The following is a 23,973-nucleotide window of genomic DNA, read 5'->3' on the forward strand; positions in this document are numbered from 1 at the left end:
TTATGTTGACATCATTATCGCTTATTTTTCTTGTAGGTCTTGCAATGGCTGCAATTTGTCAAAGGATTAAGGTACCTCGAATTATAGGTATGCTTTTGACCGGTATTATATTAGGCCCTTTTGTTCTTGATGCTCTTGATTTATCTATCCTGAATATTTCGGCAGAATTGAGACAAATGGCTCTTATTATTATACTAATTAAGGCGGGGCTATCACTTAATATCGCTGACCTTAAAAAAGTTGGAAGACCTGCTGTTATGATGGCATGTGTACCGGCATGTATGGAGATAATAGGATATTTTTTATTTGCTCCAAAACTTCTAGGAGTTTCGAGCATGGAAGCGGCTGTTATGGGGGCTGTGCTTGCGGCTGTTTCTCCGGCAGTAGTTGTACCTCGAATGATTTATCTTATAGAGAATAAATATGGAGTAGATAAAAGTATTCCGCAGCTTATTATGGCCGGGGCATCATGTGATGATATTTTTGTTATAGTATTGTTTTCGACTTTTGCCGGTATGGCTCAGGGCGGCAGTGCAAAAGTTATGGATTTTGTTAATATTCCTATTTCTATCATACTTGGAATTTTGTTAGGGGCATTTGCCGGATATATTTTGTCTCTGTTTTTTGAAACGGCTTATTTACATAATCATCTTGTCAGAAATAGTATGAAGGTTGTTATTGTGCTTGGAGTATCATTTATGTTAATGGCGATTGAAATATGGGCAAAAGGCATGGTATCTGTTTCAGGATTATTGGCAGTCGTCAGTATGGCGTGCGTTCTTAAAATAAAAAGCGTTTCTTCGGTATCTCAAAGACTGTCTGAAAAGTTTGGAAAATTATGGATTGCAGCGGAAGTGATTTTGTTTGTACTCGTTGGTGCAGCAGTAGACATTCGTTACACATTGGATGCAGGAATCGTTGCCGTGGGAATGATTTTTATTGCCCTTGTTTTTCGCTCTGTGGGTGTTATGATTTGTATGCTTGGTACACAGCTTACTTTTAAGGAACGCTTATTTTGTGTAATATCATATTTACCCAAAGCAACAGTGCAGGCAGCTATCGGTTCCGTCCCGCTTTCTCTGGGGCTTCCTTGTGGAAAAATTGTACTCTCTGTTGCGGTATTGTCTATTATAATCACTGCACCGCTTGGGGCTTTCGGGATAGATATGGGGCATAAACTGTTGTTGGAAAAGAATTAGATATCTGTTAAATATAGAAATTATACAAGACAATTTATTTTGGGAAATACTTGTGTTTTTAGAATAAACATGCTAGTATAATCATACAATAATAGTGTAATAATTGTTACATTTTTGGGCTGGTTGTGAGACCCAGGTCCAACCTATTCGGCGGGGAGACTCCCCGCCATTTATTTTTATATAAATGGGAGAAAAGAATGAAAGTACTTAGCATATTTGTAGATGAATCCGGAGATTTTGGATTGAATGATGTTCATTCACCGTATTATATTGTAGCAATGGTTTTTCATAACCAAGATGTAGACTTATCAGGTATGATAAGCAAGTTAGATAGGGCATTAGAAAATTTGGATTATAAAGAATATGCTGTACATACGGAACCATTAATAAGAAGGGAATATCCTTATCAGTATTTTACGCCGAATGAGCGGCGGGCTATTTTTACAAAATTATATTATTTTACAATTAAAAGTGATATTACATATAAAACATTTGTATTTCAAAAAAATAAGTACAGTAATATTTTTAAAATGGAAGCCAGAATGGCACGAGATATATCGCAATTTATTCGTGAAAATTTGGGCTTTTTTCAGAGTTTTAAAAATGTAAATTTGTATTATGACAATGGACAGCATGAACTTAATAGAATACTAAATACTGTATTAGCAACAGAGTTGGCAAGTTACAATATTAGAAAAGTTATTCCGAGTGAATATCGATTATTTCAAGTGGCAGATTTGATTTGTACTTTGGAATTATTAAAAATTAAAATAATATCAGGAAAGAATTTGACAAGGTCGGAGGAATTAATTTTTCATACCAAAAGAGATTTAAAGAAGGATTTTTTAAGAGGAATATCAAAAAAGGAGTTTGATAAAAAAACAATATATTAAGAGCTTCTACTATTATAGTAGAAGCTCTTAATATATCAAAATTAATGTTTGTTTACAAAACTTCTATCTCTATTCCGCCTTTTATTTCAAGAAATTTTAAGATGTCTTTATAAACCTCTAATTTGCCTTTTTCATTGAAAAGTTCATGTCTCATATCTTGGTATAGTTTGTAGTAAGTATTTGGATAACCACATCGTTTTAAATGCATTACAGCCTTTTTGAAAGCGTTGTCATTTTTTCGACAGGGGTCTTCTGCACCGGAGATAAACATTACAGGGAGAGAAGGATTTTTACTTGTCCATCCCATCTTACTATACACCTGCTGGACTAAGCTAAATAAAGTATAGTAACCGTTTAGTGTAAATGTGAAACCGCATAGAGGGTCACTGTTATATAACTCAACAATATGTCTGTCCGTAGAAAGCCAGGAATTAACAATTCCTTCTTTTGCAAATGGTTTTTCAAAAGGTCCGTTTACCATTTTTTCTACCATCGGGCTTCTATAATGCCAGCCTCTAAAGAGGGCAATAAATTTCAGAAAAGCCTTTCCCAATTTAATAAATGAGCGATTAGAAGGGGAACCGCTGATAACGACAGCATCTACTTCTCTGGAATTTTTCTTTAAATATGTGCGGACAATGAGAGACCCCATACTGTGACCGATAAGAATTAAAGGGAGTTTCGGAAATTCTCTTTTTAAATACATCGTAAATTCATGAACATCATCTACGAGTCCTTTGTATCCATCTTCACCGAAATAGCCCAAATCTTCATTGGTTAAAATGTTTTCTCCATGCCCTCTTGTGTCTGAAATAGCACAAATAAATCCTTTATTATTAAAATATTTCAGTGTATCAGCATAACGCTGCCTTTTTTCGCACATACCATGCACAAATTCTATAACACCAATAGGCTTAATGCCTTCCGGTGGATAAGTTATAGTTGTTGGTCTCATAATCCCTCCCAACTCTATTATTTGTAATAAATATAAAATTAATCTTCGATGTCCATTCCCTCTGTCGTATATACAGTTCTCTTTCTTGCCATTTCGTCATTCTCAAGGTACTCGTCATATGTTGTGATTTTATCAATCAGCTTACCATTTACAATTTCCATAATTCTGTTTGCTGTGGTTTGTACGACCTGATGGTCTCTTGAAGAGAAGAGAAGTACACCCGGAAATTTTATCAAGCCATTATTTAACGCTGTGATGCTTTCCATGTCAAGGTGGTCAGTAGGTTCATCTACAACCAGGACATTTGCACCGCTAATCATAAGCTTTGACAGCATAACACGCACTTTTTCTCCACCGGATAAGACTTTTACTTTCTTCATTCCGTCATCACCAGCAAATAACATTCTTCCAAGGAAACCACGAACATAAGTTGCATCCTTGATTTCTGAGTATTGAGTAAGCCAGTCTACAATCACATCATCGCAGTCAAAATCTTTGGTATTATCTTTAGGAAAGTAAGATTGACTTGTTGTGATTCCCCATTTATAACTTCCTTCATCAGGTTCCATTTCACCCATGAGAATCTGAAAGAGCGTGGTCTTTGCCAACCCATTAGAGCCAACGAAAGCGACCTTGTCTTCGCGTCCGATAATAAATGAAATATCATCCAAAACCTTGACACCGTCAATTGTCTTTGATAAATGTTCTACAGTAAGAACTTCATTTCCGATTTCTCTGGCAGGTCTAAAGTCAATATAAGGGTATTTACGACTGGATGGTTTTATCTCATCAAGTTCAATTTTTTCTAATGCACGTTTTCTTGAAGTTGCCTGTTTCGATTTTGAAGCATTGGCGCTAAATCTCTGAATAAAGTCCTGAAGTTCTTTGATTTTTTCTTCTTTTTTGCGGTTTGCTTCTTTCATCTGTTTTACAATTAACTGACTTGACTCATACCAGAAATCATAGTTTCCGGCATAGAGCTGGATTTTGGCATAGTCGATGTCAGCAATCTGCGTACAAACCTTATTTAAGAAATATCTGTCGTGTGATACAACGATAACCGTATTATCAAAATTTATTAAAAATTCTTCGAGCCATGCAATGGCATCTAAATCTAAATGGTTGGTAGGCTCATCCAATAAAAGAATGTCAGGATTTCCGAATAGAGCCTGAGCTAATAATACTTTGACCTTCATAGAACCGTTTAAATCTTTCATAAGATTATAATGAAATTCTGTGTCTACACCAAGTCCATTTAGGAGAGTAGCAGCATCAGATTCGGCTTCCCATCCGTTCATCTCTGCAAATTCTCCTTCAAGTTCGGAAGCACGGATGCCATCTTCGTCACTAAAGTCTTCTTTCATGTAGATAGCTTCTTTTTCTTTCATTATTTCATATAATCGTTGATTTCCCATGATGACAGTATCAAGAACTGTATACTCATCATACTGGAAATGATCCTGTTTTAAGAAAGACAGACGTTCTCCGGGAGTGATAATGACTTCACCGCTTGTTGGTTCAATTTCTCCTGTAAGAATTTTAAGGAAAGTAGATTTACCGGCACCGTTGGCGCCAATCAGACCATAGCAGTGTCCCGGTACAAATTTTATGTTAACCTCTTCAAATAATGCTTTCTTTCCAAAACGCAGTGAAATATTGCTTGTACTAATCATTTTTAAACCTCACTTTATATATTTCTATTATTGTTAAAAATTCCAAAATTAACCGCAAATCAAAGTATATCAGTTTTTGAAACTGAAAGCAATGTTAATAGAGATTTAAATACAGTTTTGAATGTGATATAATTGTTCATATTAGTTACAAAAAGATATGGCAGGAAAGGGAGACAGCATGGATAATAATGTATTAGAAAAGATTAAAGTGTACAGGGGAAATCCTCTGGTCATGGGGGCAACTGTAATAGGAGAAGCGGTAAATTTTGCAATTACTGCAAAAGTTGGCAGCAATTGTGAAGTAGTATTGTATGAAAAAGGAAAAAAAGAGGAAGCTTTCAGGATTCCATTTGAAAATGCCCAGGTAATTGGAAATGTTTATGCAATGAGTGTAATGGGAATTGATTATAAAAGTTATGAATATAACTTTGCAATAAATGGAGAAATTCTTACAGACCGATATGCAAAAGCATTATCGGGAAAGAAACAGTGGGGAAGTATAGGTGAAAATCTTAGAGGCATTATTATCAATGATGATTATGAGTGGCAGCAGGATGCACCATTAAATATACCTTTCGATGAGACTATATTATATAGAATGCATGTAAGAGGATTTACAAAACATTCGAGTTCTAAAGTAAGACATAAGGGAACATATTTGGGAATTGTAGATAAGATTCCATATCTAAAAGAGCTGGGTGTTACTATGATTGAGTTGATGCCTGCATATGAATTTATAGAAATTAAAAAAGAATCCGCCACATCTATGAGAGGACAGTTTGACATAGAAGCACCGGTGTTAAATTACTGGGGATATACAGACGGTTATATGTTTGCGCCTAAGGCGGCATATGCTTACAGTGAAAATCCGGGAAGTGAAGTAGAAGAATTTAAATATATGGTAAGAGAGCTTCATAAAAATGGAATCGAGATTTCAATGGAGTTTTTCTTTCCGCACGGAGCCAATCCGAAAAGGATTCTGGATTGTCTGCATTATTGGGTGATGGAATATCATATTGATGGAATCCATGTAAACTGTGAGGAAGCAGTAATGCGAATGATTGAGACAGACAATCTTCTTTGTACTACGAAAATTTTCACCTACAGTTTTTCCCATAATACAGATTTTTACAGTACAAAAAATGAGACAAGAAATCTTGCAAATTTCAATGATGATTTTATGATTTGTGCCAGAAAATTCTTAAAGGGTGATGAGGACATGCTTAATACGATGAGTTATAAAATAAAAGCAAATCCTCCGGGAGCTGCTGTCGTAAATTATATAGCAAACCACAATACGTTTACCCTTTATGATATGGTCACATATGAACGAAAATATAATGAGGCAAACGGGGAAAATAATAAGGATGGTGCAGTGTATAATTATAGCTGGAACTGTGGCACAGAGGGAAATACAAGAAAAAGAAAAATTATGGATTTAAGAAAAAGGCAGATAAAAAATGCTTTATGTCTTGTGCTATTAAGTCAGGGGGTTCCTATGATTTATGCGGGGGATGAAATGTGTAATTCCCAAAGAGGAAACAATAATCCATATTGTCTTGACAATGAAATTTCATGGACAAACTGGAACAGCAATGCTATGGCAAAGGAGATTTTTGCTTTTACGAAAATGTTAATAGATTTCAGAAAAGGGCATAAAATACTTCATTTGTCAGAAGAAACACGTCAGATGGATTATAAATCTTATGGACTTCCGGATATGTCGTATCATGGAACAAAGGCATGGTATGCAGATTTCAGCCATTTTAACAGACATTTTTCTGCGATGTATTGTGGTAAATATGCATTAATAGAGGGAAAGCAGGAAGAAGCGGATGTGTATGTGGCATATAATATGTACTGGGAGCCACAGCAGTTTGGGGTACCGTCTGCCAGAAATAAAAAGAAATGGAAGCTGGTATTCTCTACAGATAATGGATTAGAAAATACAGAGGAAATTGGGAGAATGCATTGTGTACCCGGAAGGTGCATTCATGTATTGGCAGCAGGAAATAATTAAGTTGTTCGGAGTCAAAAATGAGAGAGTTTAATGATAAAGGTTTAGGAAAATATATTAATTTAGAAAAATGGGGACTTAGCACTTTTTCATTAAAAATAATTGCGGTTATCACAATGATGATAGACCATATTGGATTGATATTGCTCAGCGATTATGCAAAGGCATATGAAGTGTGTAGAATTATTGGAAGAATAAGTTTTCCCATATTTTGTTTTGTTCTTGTTGAGGGATATTTTCATACAAAAAATCGTATGAGTTATGCCATAAGGCTTGGAATATTTGCCCTTGTATCAGAGATTCCATATAATATGATGTTTGGAAGGATTTTTTATATGGAAAAACAAAATGTTATATTTGTACTGTTTTTTGGTTTTATGGTTATTTGGGCTTTGGATTTGATTACAGGATTCGCAATAAAGTATCCCAAAATGATTTTAGAGAAAATAGGAATATTAAGATTAAATGTAGTGGCTGAACTGATTGTTATGGCATTAGGTCTTGGCGCAGCATATTTATTTAAAGTTACATATTCTTATGCCGGAGTTCTGTTGATTATATGTTTTTATGTTTTTAAAAAGCATCATATAGGGAAAATAGTTTCCAATATTGTTTTTAATATGGGAATGTTTGGTTATGGAATACAGTGGGCAGGGATTATAAGTATAGTACCTATTGCTTTATATAATGGGAAACCGGGATGTAAAAAAGCAAAATACTTTTTTTACTGGTTTTATCCGATACATTTAATGTTACTGGTAACATTGAAGCGATGGATATTTTTATAAAATATTGCCCCCTTTTTTATAAAATAAAGTCCTTTTTCATTTAATTATATGACATATACTGGAATTAGTAGAAATGATCGTTATAAATTTTAAATGGAGGATTTTTATGAGAAAGCAATTATTAAAAAAGGCTACAACATTAGTTTTGTCGTTTGCACTTGTGGTATCGTCTATCAGTATTACAACACAGAAAATGACAGCAGATGTCGAGGCAGCGCCGACAAAATCATCTACATTAGTTTGGAGTGATGAATTTAATGGTTCTTCACTGGACACATCAAAATGGGGATATGAAATTGGAACAGGCTCTGGTGGCTGGGGAAATAATGAGCAGCAATATTACACAAATAGAAAAGATAATGCCTATGTTTCCGGTGGAGCGTTGCATATTAGAGCAAAAAAAGAGTCTTATGGTGGTATGAGATATACATCAGCAAGACTGAATACAAATGGAAAGTTTACATTTAAATATGGTTATGTAGAAGCAAGAATTGCACTTCCATCGAGTCAGGGTATATGGCCGGCATTCTGGATGCTCGGAGCAAATATCGGCAGTGTAGGATGGCCGTCATGTGGTGAGATTGATATTATGGAAGCAATTAATGCTGAAAGCAAGACATATGCTACATGTCATTGGAATTGTAATGGTCATGCAGAATATGGGCTTTCAACAGGGGTTTCTGATAGAATGCAATATCATACTTATGGATTACAGTGGGATAGTCAGTATATCAGAATGTTTGTAGATGGAAACAAACTTTATGAGATGTATATTGGAAACAATGCCGGTGATACAGAAGAGTTTCATAGACCGTTTTATTTGTTGCTAAATGTTGCAGTTGGCGGAAACTGGCCGGGATTTTCTATTAATGACGGTGCATTTCCACAGGAAATGAAAGTTGATTACGTTCGTGTATACCAGGAGAGTCCGTCTTATTCCAGCTCATCTTCAAGTAATGTTGATAAGAATAATGGCAGCTCTTCAAGTAGTTCCGGCTCATCAGGAAACACATCAAGTGGTTCCACATCGACACCTGCAAGCGGTATGGGAATGAACTATGCAAGTTCAAGCTCAGCTACAGCATATGTAAATAATTCATCATGGACAGATATTCATTATTCTGTAAATGGCGGTGCACAACAGAATGTGAGAATGAAGCAGTCAGGAACAAAGGCAACTTATACAATTAATGGATTGAAATCGAACGATACAGTAAAATATTGGTTCACATATTGTAATACATCAGGATTTACTAAGGATACAGGTTCGTACACTTATACGCATAAATCAGGAAGTTCCTCCAGTGGTTCCAGCACATCGGGTAATGTTTCCTCAGGTTCATCATCAAGTGTGAATACAGCTTCCGGAAAGATTTACATTTACCAGGATATTAATTATGGTGGACGTTCTGCTTCTCTTGGAGAAGGTAAATACAATCTTGCATCACTTCAGGCTAAGGGATTCAAAAATGATGATTTGTCTTCTATCAAAGTTCCTTTCGGATACAAAGTAACTCTTTATGCAGATGATAATTTCTCAGGAGGCACAAAGGTTGTTACCGGTGATACAAGCTGGATAGGAAATGACTGGAATGATAAAACGTCATCTATTAAAGTTGAAAAGGCAATATACAAAATAGTAAATAAGCACAGTGGAAAAGTGTTAGATGTTTCAGGCTCCAATACAAATGATGGGGCAAATGTTCAGCAGTGGGATGATAATGGAACAAATGCACAGAGATGGTATGTGACGATGAATAGTGATAGCAGCTTTATCATTTATAGCAAATTAAATGGAAAAGTGTTAGATGTTGATTCATGCTCAACAAATGATGGAGCAAATGTTCATATGTGGACTTATAAGACAGGTTATTCAAATAAACATTGGTGGATAACATATATTGGAGATGGTTATTCAAGTCTTATTAACCAGAAGAGTAATAAGGGTCTTGAGGTAGGCGGATGGTCTACAAGCCGAGGTGGAAATGTTCAACAATGGACATACAAACAACAGGCAAATCAGCTTTGGAAATTTGTAATGGTAAACTAAGATATAAAAATTTGCGTTGGAGAAGACCCCCTTCTAAAACGTAAAGAGCTGAGTAACTGTTTTTGTAATAGAAAGCCGGATTTTCAAATTGAAAATCCGGCTTAAATTTTCATAAGGTGAATAATTGGGGCATAGAGTTTCTCACTCCGGATAATTTAACTGCTCTTCCGTAATAGACTCAAGAACTTCACTGTAATATTTTTTACAAACATATTTTGCCATATTAAGATTCATGTCAAGATAATTTCCGCAGTCTTTGGCGCATGCACCTGGGACATCACCATCAAAATCCTTCATAAAACGATACATATCTTTGACAAGTTCAAGAACATCTTTTGAGGAATAATTCCCTGCCAAAACCATATAAAACCCGGTTCTGCACCCCATAGGACCAAAGTAAATCACTTTATTCTTGTATTCGTTATTGTTTCTAAGAAAAGTTGCTCCTAAATGTTCAATTGTGTGAACTTCGGCTGTATTCATAACAGGTTCAAAGTTTGGTCTTGTCATTCGTATATCAAATGTCGTGATAATCTGTTCTCCGACTTTATCCTTTCTGGAAACGTAAAGCCCGGGTAAAAGTTTTAAATGGTCTATTGTAAAACTTGTTATTTTTTCCATGGGAACCTCCTAAATATTATTTCGATTTGTCTGTGATAATAAGGTTTCATATTTGATAAATAATGAAACAAGTACATCATAATTAAGTTAATATAAAAAATCAAGTGACACGAAGTCGAAATGTGTTAAAATATACATAAAATATTTTAGTGGCAGAGAGAGGGAAAAATAGTGAATGAAGAGAAAGAAAATATTTCAGGAGAAAAAATACATAAAAGAAGAGTGAGATATAAAGGGACACATCCTAGAAAGTATGAGGAAAAATATAAAGAACATAACCCTGACAAATATAAGGATACAATAAATAGAGTGATTTCTAAGGGGAGTACACCGGCAGGAATGCATATATCTATATGTGTAAAGGAAATATTAGATTTTTTACAGATTAAACCAGGACAAAAAGGGTTGGATGCTACCCTGGGATATGGGGGACACACGTTAGAAATGTTAAAATGCCTAGGGGGAGAAGGTCATATTTATGGTTTGGATATTGACCCTATCGAGATAGAAAAGACAACAAAAAGGTTGGAGGAAAAAGGTTTTGGAAAGGAAATGTTGACAACAGTCAATACGAATTTTCAAAATATAGATAAGGTTGCAGAGGAATATGGACCGTTCGATTTTATATTGGCAGACTTAGGGGTATCGTCAATGCAGATTGACAATCCAAAGAGAGGGTTTTCCTATAAATTTGAAGGTCCCCTTGATTTGCGGTTGAATCCTACAAAAGGGATTTCAGCAGCAGAGAGATTGGAGACGGTTTCATTTGATGAACTGGAAGGTATGCTGATTGAAAATTCTGATGAGCCATATGCTTTTGAAATTGCAAAGGCGATTATAGAAAACAGAAGAAAGAAAAAAATAGAAACAACAACACAGTTAAGTCAGATAATTGAGAACACATTACAGTTCTTGCCAGTGAAAGATAGAAAAGATGAAATAAAGAAATGCTGTGCGAGAACATTTCAGGCGTTAAGAATAGATGTGAATAGTGAGTTTGAAGTATTATATGATTTTTTGGAAAAATTACCTGATGCATTAGCACCTAATGGCAGAGTAGCGATTTTGACATTTCATTCAGGAGAGGACAGATTTGTGAAAAAGTCATTTAAGGCATTGAAGAAGGCAGGTGTATATAGTGAAATAGCGGATGATGTGATAAGACCATCCAGGGAAGAATGCAATAGGAATCCCAGAGCAAAGTCTACAAAAATGCGTTGGGCAGTGAAGAAGTGAGATTTTTTACACAAATAAGTGAATTAGTGTTATTATAATAAAAGCGATTGAAAAGGAGGGAGAATATATGTTAGGAGAAAATAAAGTTTTATATAGTGCAATGCAGTCGACAGGAACACTTACATTGGGAAATTATCTGGGAGCATTGGACAATTGGATTAAAATGGCTGATGAATATCAGTGCTTTTATGCGATTGCAGATTTACATTCATTGACAGTAAGGCAGAATCCGGCAGAGCTGAGAAAAAGAGCAAAAGATTTATATACATTGTATGTCGCAGCAGGACTTGACCCGGAAAAGAATTGTATTTACTATCAGTCACATGTTTCAGCACATGCTGAATTGGCATGGATTTTGAATTGTTTTACATATATGGGTGAGCTTAGCAGAATGACTCAGTTTAAGGACAAGTCAGCAAAGCATGCAGATAATATTAATGCTGGATTGTTTACATATCCATCACTTATGGCGGCAGATATTCTCTTATATCAGGCGGATGTGGTACCGGTTGGAATAGACCAGAAGCAGCATTTAGAGTTGACAAGAGATATAGCGAATCGATTTAATGGCGTGTATGGAGATGTATTTACAATTCCGGAACCATATATTGGAAAGGCTACAGCAAAGATTATGAGTCTTCAGGACCCGACAAAAAAGATGTCAAAGTCAGATGAAAATCCGAATGCAAGTATTTTGTTAATGGATGACCCGGATGCAATTATTCGAAAGTTTAAGAGGGCAGTAACGGATTCGGATATGGAAATCAGATACTCAGATGACAAGCCTGGGATTCAGAATCTTATTAATATATATTCATGTATGACAAATAAGACAATTGAAGAAGTGGAAAAAGAGTTTGATGGCAAAGGATATGGAGAGTTTAAGCTGGCGGTAGGTGAATCTGTTGTGGCCAGACTAAAACCATTACAGGATAAGTTTTATGATTTACAGAAAGATAAGACTTATATAAACAGTGTGATTAAAGAAAACGATGAGAAAGCTGCATATTTTGCAAATAAAACTTTGAGAAAAGTGCAGAAGAAGGTTGGTTTGATAGAGAGAATTAGAGTGTAGTTAAAGTTTGATTATCAATAAAACGTAAAAAATAAGGCAATGCAAATTTTAAAGAAGTTTTTGCATTGTCTTATTGTTTTTAATGAACCGCTTTAATTTTAGAGATAGTATGGCAATTTAAAAATAATTTATAGTGTGAATTTGAACATTGCAAGTTAAGTAGTTAATTGTAATAAAATTACTTTAAAGGACTTGAATATTTTGCTTTGCATGGTATACTAAAAATATATAACTGTACGGATTTTATATAGAAGAAAGGGGTATGATGAACAATGAGATTGGCAAGAAAAACAAAACAGGTATTAATATTAGTAATGTTTTTATGTTTATTAATAAGTAATACATTTTCGATTTTTGATGTAACATTATTAGCTGATGATAGTAAGGATGTAAAGAATCATAGTAAAGTAATTGGAAAAGAAACGAATGTTGTCAAAGAGTTAGTTGAGGAAAGAACGGAAAATTCTAGTTCATTTCTTATGAGTGATGGTACCATTAGAACAGATATTTGTACTAATAATATTAGATATATGGAAAATGGAGAATTAGTAGATTATGATAATAATTTAGTTTGTCTTAGTTATGATGATGAAAAGTTATTACATAAGTTTGGAGATGAAAAAATAGAAGATTATGTTGCTGTTAATAAAAGCGGCGACTCAAAGCAGTTTTTTCCCAAATCACCTGTGAATAGTGATGTTATTTTGACTAAGGATAATTTTAAGTTAGGTTTTTCTTTAAATATAGGAGAAACTTTTACATATTCTATTTCAGATAAAAAAATAATATATAATTCAGAAAATACTAAAATAGAATATTGTTCAAATACAAATGGTGTAAAGGAAAGAATTATATATAATAGCAAGCCCTCTTCCAATATTATAACATTTAAAGTTTCATTAACTAATATAAAGTTAGAAGAGAAGAAATTGAGTGATAGTATAAATATTTTAGATAAAGATTCAGGAAAAAAGATTGGATATTTAACTACCCCTACAATAGAAGATTCGGATGGGATTGTTCGATATAAAGAAATAGAATATCAAGTTAGGGAGAAACAAGGGGAAACGTATATAGATTTAATAATAGATAGTAGCTATTTAAATAACGCAAAATATCCTGTTGTTGTTGACCCTACAGCAGTATGGTTTTCAAATGGTTTATCCACAGCAGTAGTAAATAGTTCTCCCTATACTTCTGGGTTAAATTTACATTCCTCCATTTTATATGTTCAGAATCAATGTAATTCAAGCAATTCAATACAGAGGGTATACTTGGATACCAGTAATGTTGTAAAAGGTAGCAAGTATATGCAGGGACCAGCAGATTTTATTGGAAAAGAAATAAAAAGTGCAACATTATCTATTTGTGAAGAATCACCTAAATTTACAACGGGAACGGTGGAAGTGTATCAACCTATTGAATCATGGGATACAAGTACGGTTACTTGGAATAATCAACCTCTTATAGGAGATGATTTGATAACAAGTTGTGTATTTACTGGAGTGAATCAGACACGTCATAATATGGACATAACTCAGTGGGTACAAAAAATAGCAGATGGAAAGATAAAGGATACTGGATTGGTATTTGTTGCTAGGGAACAGGGAACCGGTGATTCATTTGGAGGACCAGAACTTTCTGGTACAGGATATATGTGGATATCTATTTCATATAGATGTGATAATGAAATAACAAAATTAAATTATGTTAATATGTCAGAAATCTCATATTGTCATGAGTATGATAACACTTTATCAAATCAAATAGAGACAGGTTTTATACCAAATGGATTAACGAGTATAAATGATGGAATATCAACATATGGCATTTTGCCGGGTGGGTCATTGACCTATGTATCACCTAATATATATCCTTATAGCACAATTGTGACATTTGCTACATATAATAGTAATACTCATAGCAATGGAGTGTATGGTTCTGGATTTGTGATAGGTCCTAATGTGATAGTTACAGCAGCACACTGTGTTGTAAATAGTGAGGGCTGGGTAAAAAATATGAGAGTAATATCTCAGTATGGAACAAGTTCGTCAACAGTTTATAAAGTAAAAGAGATATATTGTTTATCTAAATATTTAGATTGTATAGAAAAGGGCAATGTTAATAAGATAAGATATGATTGGGCAGTAGTTATTGTTGATGGAAACATTGGAGAAAAAACAGGTTGGTTAGGATTTGAAACCTCAGATTCCTTATATGATAGTGATATTACTGTTGCAGGTTATACAGTATATGAACAATCAGGATATTCAGGCTGGAATTTATTTAAGGATAGTGGAAAAATTACATATGCAGGTAATGAGGAAATTAATTATAATGCAAATACTCAGGGAGGACAGAGCGGTTCGCCAGTGTTGAATGCATCCAATATTGTGTGTGGAGTTCATACTGCAGGTTATCGTACGGATGAAACTACATATATTTCCAATGCTGGAGCCAGGATTACTCCATTAAATTTCAGTTTGTTTCGAGAAAAAAAGAGTCAAGGAATTGAAATATATAAATAAAGGAATAAATATTTAGAGGGGAGGAAAGATTTATGAAAAAAACAATGTCAGTTATATTATTACTTGTAATTGCAATTTCTTGTTGTACGTTTAGTGATACAGGGGTAAATGCTGTAAAAAGAACAAAAAAAATTTCAGTTAGCAAGAAAGTAGTTTCTGTGCGTGTAGGAAAAAAGGTAACGGTCAAACTAAAAAATGTTAACAAAAAAGTTACCTGGAGAGTGAAGAATAAAAAAATTGCAAAAATAGTTAATAAAAAAGGAAAATACAAAAATGTAATTAGCATTAAGGGGATGAAAAGGGGGAATACAAAAATTGTAGCAAAGTATAAAAATAAAAAATATACTGTAAAAATTAAAGTGGTTCCCAAAAAGAATAAAAGTGGTACAAAGAACAAAGACATTAAAGATGATATAGAAGAAACAACGACAGTTGAAAATGAAACGAAAACTGAAGTTAAAGAGGGGATACAGTTAAAAATTTTAAATAGTCCTGTAAGAGAGTGTGAATGTAATAAACTAAATATTCAAATTACAAATTATACAAATAAAGCTTTAATGACTACTTATCAATTTGGGAAACTTGAGAAAGAAGAAAATGGTGAGTGGATAAATGCAGCAAGTGGAAGTGGTGGAAATATTGAAATTATTTCCTGGCTGTATTATGATACACCGATGGTGTTTACAATCGATTTCGGCAAGAGTGGTTCAACTACTTGGATTGATTTGAAAGAAAGATTAACAAAAGGGCATTATAGATATTCACATCTGGTAGAAAATCAGTGGGTATCAGGAGAATTTGAAATTGTGGAATAGAATAAGAGTAGGGGTACTCCTTTTATGAGAAGTATCACACCTCTGACGAGCAGTACCACTCCTCTGACGAGCAGTATCACTCCTCTGACGAGCAGTACCACTTCGATTTCGCTACGCTACATCTCAGTGGTGCTGGTCGCACCATAAGAATAGAAAGACAGGCAGCGGCTTAAGTAAACTTAGCCGCTGCCTGTCTTTCTATTCTTATACTGCTCGTCAGGTTCCAAAGTAGGAAAAATGCATGTAATCTTTTCGGTTTCCCCAGAATCCTCTTTGGAAACCGTATTTTTCCAGTATTTTTACTAAACTACATTTTAGAGGAATGGAATATTTATTTTTCTTTGGCTTCCAAAAGGAGCCGGCTAAGATTTTTCCGTCTTCAATCATGTAATTTTCGTTGGAGTTGATGTCTATTGCCGCACCGATACAGTGTTCTGATGTGGAATTATCTCCACGCCAACTATAGCAGCCGATATCATGTATTGGAAATTTTTCTTTGCTTTTGTATATTTCTTTAAACATTTGTTTGACGGATGGTGCCAGATTTTTCTGTACTGTTAGATAAAATTTTCTTGTATATTTTTTCCCTTTGGAATTAATATCCCAAACTTTTATTTTGATAGTTTTCATATTCTTTTTTGCTTTGGAAGCGCTAGAATACCATTTTTTCTTGCTGTTGCCAAAAACTCTTTTTTGACGGCTTTCAAAGGATTCATTTGCATATGTAAAATAGTCACAGTATTTTTCATATATTGCAGGTTCACAGCTGAGCAACTGCTTTCCGGCATTGTTTTTATAGGCATAAACTTTATAATAATATGCTGTTCCGTTTTTTAGCTTTTTATGGGTATAGCTGACTTTTTTGTTAGTTGTTATGGTTTTTAGCTTTTTGTATTTACCGTTGTATTTTTTTGAATAGTATACAATATAGCCATTTGCCTCTGAGATTTTTTTCCAAGTAATTGTATTTGTAGATTTTTTCTTTGATACAGCCTTAGAAATTACAGCAGAATTAATGGTTGCCTGTCCAAATTTGTAAGTAGAATAATTGTTATAATAGTTGGTACCCTGATATGTGACATATGGTCTGATTTTATAGTAATATGTTTTGCCTACAATAAGATTTTTGTCCGTATATGTCATTTCATTTTCAAAATTCCAATACCAGTCATTATCATTTTTTATATTTTTTATCCAAGTATATGTACCGTCTGCTTTGTCACTCCGATAGATTGCATAACCGTCCGTGTCAGGGAAACTGTTCCATGTGAGCTTTAAGCCGTGAGAATTGACAGCTTTTATGGATTTTATAACCGGTGTAGAAAGAGGGATACACATACCATTGGAATAAGCAGGGTCGCTGAATATTTCTTCCCAATCATCATTTTCATAAACGGTTACAATTTTGTAATAATATGAAATTCCGGGTTGAGCATCATAGTCGGTGTAGCTGAGGGAGTATGTTTCATCATAATATTCATAGCTTCCGTTTTTTGAAGTTGAGCGATAAATAATAAAATAATCATAGTCGGATGAATTTACAGACCAATGAAGTTCTATTGTCTGAGAAGATTTGTCGATAATTGTGTCTGTGATAGTTGGTTTATAGTTTTCCGATAAATTGTTGGCTTGAACTGTAATTTTATTGGAATGAAAGCAGAGTAATGCCAGAGAAAGAGTAAATAAAGCAAACAATGCTGCTTTTGTCGTTTGTGTATTCATATTATAGTCCTCCATATCAAAAATAGTATTTATATTATAGCATAAAAAGAAGACTTATTTATTGTTTGAATCTGATTTGTGTATTCCAATTTTATACAGTAGGTAATCTGTTGTAGTAATCAGTATGTTAATGATAAGTAAGACAAATACTAAAAGTCCAATATACCCGAAACACTTACTGTATCCTAAGGTTTCATAATCCAGAAAATAGTATGGAAATTTAGGCACATTAATAAAAGCAGAGGAATCATTGCAATGGCATCGTGTAAAAAAGCATGAAATATAAAAATAAGGGAATAACAGCCATAAAATAATATAATAAAATTTGAAATATCCCTTGGGTTGGAAAAGAATCCAGTCAAAGAGAAACATAAAAGGGATAATGTAATGTACCAATAGGCTTTTTAATGGAATACTAAATAGTCCATTTTCATAAATAGGATAGACAATACGGCATTCTGCAAAGTGATAAACTAAGAATGTACAAATTATGGAAGAAAGCGCCATACCCTTAAAATAAACCATAAGTTCGGAAGTTTTATTTTTGCCTGAAAAATGCTTGATGAGCAAAATGCACATAACAACAAGACAGAAGATATTACTCTGAATTGTAAAAAAACTAAATTCATGTGTATTATAATCTCTGTCGTTGATATCAAAATGCATAATGATTCCAGTCATGCAGATTATGATAAATATAATTCTATAAATTGATTCAAAATTTGTTTTCATAAATTTTTTCATTATAATCACCCATTTATAGTATTTGCGATAGACAAATTACAATGTCAGTTAAATTTTTGAAAATAAAAATCTATTTGGTAAATTACGATAAGATTAGATGCGAGAACTTGAAGAAATATCTGAGATATAGTAGAATATAAAAGTTAAAGTGGGCTTAGTATGAAAAAAATACAGATAGAAAAAGGAATACCATTTTTTATCAAAAAAAGAGGTTAAAATAAAAGAAAAAATGTTTTCACAGGATAATGATTTAGATTTAAGTACATATTTAAAATTGAGATATGAAGTGGGATGGAAAACTCTCACAGAGGAACAGGCAAAGAGGGCGATTGAAAATAGTTTATATACAGTAGTTGTCTATGATAATGATGAGCCGATTGGCATGGGGAGAATTGTGGGAGATGGAGCAGTTATCTGCTATATACAGGATTTGATTGTAATCCCTCAATATCAAAAACAGGGAGTCGGACATATGATTATGGAAAGTCTGATTGATTATGTAAATAAAATAAAAATTCCGGATACAGATATAATGCTTGACTTAATGTGTGCAAAGGGGAGAGAAAGTTTTTATAAGAGATATGGTTTTATAGCCAGACCAACGGAACAGTTGGGTCCGGGAATGATATTGTATATAAATGGAGAAACAAAATGAATATTTATTTGATTAGACATGGCAGGCAAAATAGTACACTGTGTAATGTCGATGTTGAATTGTCAAAAGAGGGAAGAGAACAGGCTGACTTAGTAGGCAAAAGATTAAAAACTTATGAGATTGATGCTGTTTATTCGAGCCAATTATTGAGGGCAAAAGAAACAGCGGATATTATTAATAGACATCTACAGAAACCACGTTATATTGATGAGAGGTGGCAGGAAGCAGATTTTGGTGGAATGACAGGTCTTACGAATGATGAACTCAAGGAAAAGTATGGTGATTTTCTGGCAAAAAGAGCTCAAATGAGTGACGATGTTCCGTATCCGGGTGGAGGAGAGAACTGTCAGATGGTTTTTGAGCGTTCGTATGAAGCTCTGAAAGGATTCACAGAGGAAAATTATAAAAATGTCTGTGTAGTAACCCATGGTGGTGTATTAAGAGCTATTTTGACCGGACTGCTTGGAGCCGATTATGCGAAATGGCTTACCTATGGACGGCAGATAGAGAATTGCAGCATTTCACATATTTTGTATGATGAGACAATGAAAACATTTCATATCGAAAGGTTTAATGATTTTGCGCATCTTGAAGGAAAAGACTACTTGATGAGAAAACATTTTGGCAGTGGATTCTTTCAGGTGAAACATGAATAAAAGCATTGTAGAGAAAAAGGAGTAATATGGCAGCGAATCGTTATGATGGAAATAGCATTTCTGTTTTAGAAGGTTTAGACCCGGTTAGAAAAAGACCGGGAATGTATATAGGAAGTGTAGGAACAAAGGGGCTGAACCACTTAATTTATGAGATTGTGGACAATTCGGTGGACGAGCATCTGGCAGGTTATTGCTCAGAAATTAAGGTTACATTGGAAAAGGACGGTTCCGCTACAATTGTAGATAATGGGCGAGGTATACCTGTGGACTTAAACGAACAGGCAGGAAGACCGGCTGTAGAGGTAGTTTTTACGACACTTCATGCCGGAGGAAAATTCGGTGATGGAAATTATAAGATTTCAGGCGGACTTCACGGTGTGGGCTCTTCGGTGGTAAACGCATTATCTCTTTGGCTGGAGGTAGATGTAAAACGTGAGGGAAAAGTATATAATCAGAGATATGAGCAGGGAAAGGTGTGCTATGACCTAAAGCAGACCGGAACATGCAGGAAAAATGATACAGGGACAAGCGTAAGATTTTTTCCGGACGCAGAGATTTTTGAAAAGATATATTTTAAATCAGAGTCTATCAAGAGCCGTTTACACGAGACAGCTTATCTGAATCCTGAGCTGACAATTGTATTTGAAAATAAAAGAGTTGGGGAGGAGGAGAGTGTGACTTTCCATGAACCTGACGGCATTAAAGCTTTTATTACGGACATGGATAAGGATAAAGAGAAGGTTACTGATATTATTTATTTTAAAAAGGCCTTGGATGGAATAGAAGTGGAAGTCGCATTCCAGTATATTAATGAATTTACAGAGAATATTTCAGGTTTTTGTAACAATATATATACGCAGGAAGGTGGAACGCATATTACAGGTTTTAAATCCGTTCTGACAGCAACTGTAAATCAATACGCCAGAGAACTTGGAATATTAAAAGAGAAAGACAATAACTTTACCGGTGCGGATGTAAGAAATGGCCTGGTTGCAGTCGTGGCAGTAAAACATCCTGACCCAAGATTCGAAGGGCAGACGAAGACTAAGCTGGACAATCCGGATGCAGAAAAGGTTACAAAAAATATTGCGGGTGAGCAGCTTACATTATTTTTTGACAAAAATTTAGAAACATTAAAGAGTGTTATTTCCTGTGCAGAAAAATCGGCAAAGATAAGAAAGGCTGAGGAGAGAACAAAGACAAACCTGCTTACGAAAAGCAAGTTTTCTATAGACAGCAATGGAAAACTATCCAATTGTGAGAGCAGAAAACCTGAGGAGTGCGAAATTTTCATTGTGGAAGGAGATTCTGCCGGGGGGTCTGCAAAAAGCGCCAGAAACAGAAGAACTCAGGCAATTATGCCGATTCGTGGAAAAATTCTTAATGTTGAGAAGGCGACAATGGATAAAGTTTTGGCAAATGCAGAAATTAAGACTATGATTAATGCATTTGGGTGTGGATTCTCAGAGGGGTATGGAAATGACTTTGACATTGAGAAATTGAGATTTCACAAGATTATTCTGATGACAGATGCAGATGTGGACGGTGCACATATTGATACACTGCTGTTGACATTTTTCTATCGGTTTATGCCGGAACTGATTACACATGGTCATGTGTATCTGGCAACTCCACCGTTATATAAGGTGGTACCTAAAAAAGGTGAGGGACAATATCTTTATGATGACAAAGCCCTAGAGAAATATAGGAAAAATCATTCAGGATTTACATTACAGAGATATAAAGGCTTAGGAGAGATGGATGCAGACCAGCTATGGGAGACAACATTAAATCCTGAGACGAGAATTTTGAAACAGGTAGAAATAGAAGATGCAAAAATGGCGAGCGCCGTGACAAGCATGCTTATGGGAAGTGAAGTTGCACCTCGGCGTGAATTTATTTATGACCACGCAACAGATGCAGAATTGGATATTTAGGAGATAGTATGGCGGAGCAGATTATAAAAACAGAGTATTCCGAAGTAATGCAGAAAAGCTATATTGATTACGCAATGAGTGTAATCTGTGCAAGAGCATTACCGGATGCCAGAGATGGACTGAAACCGGTACAGAGACGCGTGTTGTATGCAATGGACCAATTGGGGCTGAATTATGATAAGCCTCATAGAAAATCAGCGCGTATTGTCGGTGATACTATGGGTAAGTATCATCCTCACGGTGACAGTTCTATATATGAGACTTTGGTGGTTTTGGCACAAGATTTTAAAAAGGGAATGGCATTGGTAGACGGTCATGGAAATTTTGGCTCTATCGAGGGCGATGGTGCGGCTGCCATGCGTTACACGGAGGCAAAATTAAAGAAATTTACGCAGGATGTGTATTTAGCTGACCTGAATAAAGATGTTGTGGATTTTATGCCGAATTTTGATGAAACGGAGAGAGAGCCGGTTGTTCTTCCGGTCAGAGTACCGAATCTTTTAGTGAATGGTGCAGAAGGAATTGCTGTTGGTATGGCAACAAACATACCAACGCATAATTTGGGTGAAGTTATCGATGCAGTCATTGCTTATTTGGACAATAATGATATCACCACAGAGCAGTTATTGGAAATAATGCCGGGACCCGATTTTCCTACAGGGGGAATTGTTGCAAATAAATCAGAGCTTTTAAATATTTATGAGACTGGTGTCGGAAAATTAAAGCTGAGAGGAAAACTGGTATTTGAAAAAGGGAAAGGGAGAGAAAAAGATAAACTTGTTATTACTGAAATTCCATATACTATGATTGGCGCGGGAATTGGGAAGTTTATATCTGATGTAATCGACCTTGTGGAGACGAAAAAAACTTCTGATATCGTAGATATTTCTAATGCGTCTGATAAAAATGGAATGAGAATTGTTCTCGAATTAAAAAAAGGTGCAGATGTTGATAAATTAAAAAACATGTTGTATAAGAAGACAAAATTAGAGGATACATTTGGTGTAAATATGCTTGCCATAGCCGATGGAAGACCGGAAGTAATGGGGCTAAAGAGTATTATTAAATACAACATAGATTTTCAGTATGAACTTACCACCAGAAAGTATACAACATTACTCAATAAGGCATTGGAACAAAAAGAAATCAAAGAGGGTCTTATTAAGGCGACAAATATTATTGATTTGATTATCGAAATCATCAGAGGGTGTCAGAGTCAGAAACAGGTGAAAGAATGTCTTGTGCATGGAAAGACAGACGGAGTCAAATTTAAAAATCCGGAGTCAGAGATTCTTGCGGGAAATCTCTGTTTTACAGAACGCCAAGCACAGGCAATTTTAGATTTACGCCTTGCAAAACTAATTGGATTAGAACTTATGGCACTCCAAAAGGAATATGAAGAGTTAGTAAATCAGATTGCAGAATATGAGGATATTCTTGGAAGCAGAAGAACTATGACAAAGACTATAAAAAAAGATTTACAGAAAATAAAGAAAGAGTATGCTCTTTCCAGACGCACGCTGATTGAGGATGGAAAGGAAGCTGTCTTTGATGAGAATGCTTTTGTGGAGCAGGAAGTGGTCTTTGTACAAGATAAGTTTGGTTATGCAAAACTTTTGGAACCGGCAGCATTTGATAGAAATTTTGAATCCGTGACAAAAGAAAATAAATATTACTTTAGTTGTATGAACACTGATACAATTTGTATTTTTACAGACAATGGAAATGTACATCAGATAAAAGTATCAAAAATTCCTACTAAAAAGGTACGCGAGAAAGGAGTCCCGATTGATAATCTGGGAAATTACAGCAGTGAGGGAGAAAGTATAGTTGCACTGGTTTCAGCATCTATGATGAAAGGGAAAAAGCTTTTATTTACGACAAAAAATGGAATGATTAAATTAGTAGATGGAAGTGAGTTTGAGACGAACAGAAAAACAATGGCTGCTACGAAGCTTGGAAAAGGAGATGCGTTAATATCTGTAAAAATTACAAGAGTTTCTGAAAAAGAGGCGGTAGTAGAGAATGTGGAAATACCAGTCATGCTATCCGGTGGTTCTGATGATTTTGAAACCCTTGATTTTGAGCAGATGGAATTTGGACATATGGATGACATGATGGATGTTGTTCAGGAAACAGAGCTGCAATATACGAGGGAGATTTTGGTATTGCAGACAGAGGGAGGAATATTCCTCAGATTCCCGATAAAAGAAGTTCCCGAAATGAAAAAAGCAACACTGGGTGTAAAAGGCATTAAGTTAAATGCTGATGACTTTGTTTCCAACGTTTACCTTCTTGATGTGGGGGATAATGAGATGGTAGAATACAAGGGAAAAGAAGTAGACTTAAGAAAGTTGAAAATAGGAAAAAGAGGAACAAAAGGCGTAAAGGTCAGACGTTAAAAACGTT

Annotated in this window: 18 protein-coding genes; 13 read left to right on the forward strand and 5 right to left on the reverse strand. The window is 34.9% G+C overall.

The genetic code is table 11. The features are described from left to right. The first annotated feature begins 2 nt into the window (after positions 1 to 2). Positions 3 to 1,199, forward strand: a complete 1,197-nt coding sequence (locus Q5O86_RS02490; protein WP_302625562.1) for a sodium:proton antiporter — start codon at positions 3 to 5, stop codon at positions 1,197 to 1,199. 197 nt (positions 1,200 to 1,396) lie between these two features. After that, complete coding sequence (locus Q5O86_RS02495) at positions 1,397 to 2,092, forward strand: DUF3800 domain-containing protein (RefSeq protein ID WP_302625563.1); 696 nt, start codon at positions 1,397 to 1,399, stop codon at positions 2,090 to 2,092. A gap of 52 nt (positions 2,093 to 2,144) precedes the next feature. On the opposite strand, the gene Q5O86_RS02500 is transcribed toward Q5O86_RS02495, so the two are convergent. Both Q5O86_RS02500 and Q5O86_RS02505 read right to left on the reverse strand, forming a co-directional pair. Further along, positions 2,145 to 3,047 (reverse strand): alpha/beta fold hydrolase, encoded by a 903-nt coding sequence (locus tag Q5O86_RS02500; protein WP_302625564.1) that lies wholly within the window; start codon positions 3,045 to 3,047, stop codon positions 2,145 to 2,147. 38 nt (positions 3,048 to 3,085) lie between these two features. After that, positions 3,086 to 4,720: an ABC-F family ATP-binding cassette domain-containing protein gene (locus Q5O86_RS02505; RefSeq protein ID WP_302625565.1), complete on the reverse strand. Its 1,635-nt coding sequence runs from the start codon at positions 4,718 to 4,720 to the stop codon at positions 3,086 to 3,088. Between the two features lie 178 nt (positions 4,721 to 4,898). Here Q5O86_RS02505 and Q5O86_RS02510 point away from each other — a divergent pair, with 178 nt between their 5' ends. From Q5O86_RS02510 to Q5O86_RS02520, 3 genes are all read left to right on the forward strand, one after another. Then, on the forward strand, positions 4,899 to 6,740 hold the full coding sequence (locus Q5O86_RS02510) for an alpha-amylase family glycosyl hydrolase (RefSeq protein ID WP_302625566.1): 1,842 nt from the start codon (positions 4,899 to 4,901) through the stop codon (positions 6,738 to 6,740). 17 nt (positions 6,741 to 6,757) lie between these two features. Next, positions 6,758 to 7,525, forward strand: a complete 768-nt coding sequence (locus Q5O86_RS02515) for a TraX family protein (RefSeq protein WP_302625567.1) — start codon at positions 6,758 to 6,760, stop codon at positions 7,523 to 7,525. Positions 7,526 to 7,631: 106 nt separating this feature from the next. After that, positions 7,632 to 9,575: an RICIN domain-containing protein gene (locus Q5O86_RS02520; protein WP_302625568.1), complete on the forward strand. Its 1,944-nt coding sequence runs from the start codon at positions 7,632 to 7,634 to the stop codon at positions 9,573 to 9,575. A 141-nt stretch (positions 9,576 to 9,716) separates the two neighbouring features. Here the strand turns inward: Q5O86_RS02520 and Q5O86_RS02525 are convergent, their stop codons facing one another. Further along, entirely contained in the window at positions 9,717 to 10,196 is a 480-nt protein-coding gene (locus Q5O86_RS02525; protein ID WP_302625569.1) for an S-ribosylhomocysteine lyase, read from the reverse strand. A 171-nt stretch (positions 10,197 to 10,367) separates the two neighbouring features. On the opposite strand from Q5O86_RS02525, the gene rsmH reads away from it, so the two are divergent. The 4 genes from rsmH (at position 10,368) to Q5O86_RS02545 (ending at position 15,850) form a co-directional block, all read left to right on the forward strand. Beyond that, a complete protein-coding gene (gene rsmH, locus Q5O86_RS02530) occupies positions 10,368 to 11,432 on the forward strand; it encodes a 16S rRNA (cytosine(1402)-N(4))-methyltransferase RsmH (protein ID WP_368074727.1) in 1,065 nt (354 codons plus the stop codon). A gap of 67 nt (positions 11,433 to 11,499) precedes the next feature. After that, positions 11,500 to 12,507, forward strand: a complete 1,008-nt coding sequence (gene trpS, locus Q5O86_RS02535; RefSeq protein ID WP_302625570.1) for a tryptophan--tRNA ligase — start codon at positions 11,500 to 11,502, stop codon at positions 12,505 to 12,507. A gap of 272 nt (positions 12,508 to 12,779) precedes the next feature. Then, positions 12,780 to 15,035 carry a DNRLRE domain-containing protein gene (locus tag Q5O86_RS02540; RefSeq protein WP_302625571.1) on the forward strand — a complete coding sequence of 752 codons (2,256 nt, stop codon included), beginning with the start codon at positions 12,780 to 12,782 and terminating at the stop codon, positions 15,033 to 15,035. A gap of 32 nt (positions 15,036 to 15,067) precedes the next feature. Beyond that, positions 15,068 to 15,850, forward strand: a complete 783-nt coding sequence (locus Q5O86_RS02545; protein WP_302625572.1) for a hypothetical protein — start codon at positions 15,068 to 15,070, stop codon at positions 15,848 to 15,850. Between the two features lie 216 nt (positions 15,851 to 16,066). Here Q5O86_RS02545 and Q5O86_RS02550 read toward each other — a convergent pair whose 3' ends face one another. Beyond that, complete coding sequence (locus tag Q5O86_RS02550) at positions 16,067 to 17,572, reverse strand: M15 family metallopeptidase (protein ID WP_302625573.1); 1,506 nt, start codon at positions 17,570 to 17,572, stop codon at positions 16,067 to 16,069. Between the two features lie 54 nt (positions 17,573 to 17,626). Continuing rightward, entirely contained in the window at positions 17,627 to 18,316 is a 690-nt protein-coding gene (locus Q5O86_RS10880; RefSeq protein WP_368074728.1) for a Pr6Pr family membrane protein, read from the reverse strand. A 229-nt stretch (positions 18,317 to 18,545) separates the two neighbouring features. On the opposite strand from Q5O86_RS10880, the gene Q5O86_RS02555 reads away from it, so the two are divergent. The 4 genes from Q5O86_RS02555 to Q5O86_RS02570 are packed head-to-tail and all read left to right on the forward strand — an operon-like array spanning position 18,546 to position 23,966. Continuing rightward, positions 18,546 to 18,971 carry a GNAT family N-acetyltransferase gene (locus tag Q5O86_RS02555; RefSeq protein WP_302625574.1) on the forward strand — a complete coding sequence of 142 codons (426 nt, stop codon included), beginning with the start codon at positions 18,546 to 18,548 and terminating at the stop codon, positions 18,969 to 18,971. Next, entirely contained in the window at positions 18,968 to 19,627 is a 660-nt protein-coding gene (locus Q5O86_RS02560; RefSeq protein ID WP_302625575.1) for a histidine phosphatase family protein, read from the forward strand. Before Q5O86_RS02555 ends, Q5O86_RS02560 begins: the two co-directional genes overlap by 4 nt. Before the next feature lie 26 nt (positions 19,628 to 19,653). Beyond that, positions 19,654 to 21,564, forward strand: coding sequence for a type IIA DNA topoisomerase subunit B (locus Q5O86_RS02565; protein WP_302625576.1), 1,911 nt, complete (start codon positions 19,654 to 19,656; stop codon positions 21,562 to 21,564). 8 nt (positions 21,565 to 21,572) lie between these two features. Then, positions 21,573 to 23,966: a DNA topoisomerase (ATP-hydrolyzing) subunit A gene (locus Q5O86_RS02570; protein ID WP_302625577.1), complete on the forward strand. Its 2,394-nt coding sequence runs from the start codon at positions 21,573 to 21,575 to the stop codon at positions 23,964 to 23,966. The last annotated feature ends 7 nt before the right edge of the window (positions 23,967 to 23,973 follow it).

It is taken from the genome of uncultured Eubacterium sp. (assembly GCF_937958975.1).
Taxonomy (GTDB): Bacteria; Bacillota; Clostridia; order Lachnospirales; family Lachnospiraceae; genus Eubacterium_G.